Below are 235 nucleotides of genomic sequence, written 5' to 3'. Positions count from 1 at the left end.
CCGGTGGCACTCGCCAATCCAAGGGCGGCAATCCGCCATGGCTTCGGCTTCTGCCCCGAGGATCGCAAGACCGATGGCATCATCGGCGACCTGTCGATCCGCGAGAATATCGCCCTGGCGCTCCAGGCCCGCCGCGGCTGGGCGAGGCCGCTCTCCCGCAGCGAGCAGAATGCGCTGGCCGACCAATATATCAAGGCTCTGGATATCCGCACCACGCACCGAGAGAAGCCAATCC

Annotated in this window: 1 pseudogene; it reads left to right on the top strand. The window is 65.5% G+C overall.

Annotation, left to right across the window (positions count from 1 at the left end):
* Positions 1-235, top strand: a pseudogene (locus SB764_RS44695) (sugar ABC transporter ATP-binding protein); the annotation flags it as partial.

This window comes from Paraburkholderia sp. SIMBA_027 (genome assembly GCF_046535315.1).
Lineage (GTDB): Bacteria > Pseudomonadota > Gammaproteobacteria > Burkholderiales > Burkholderiaceae > Paraburkholderia > Paraburkholderia tropica.
The sequence above is the reverse complement of the archived record's forward strand: the minus strand, read 5'-3'. Positions and strand labels throughout refer to the sequence as shown.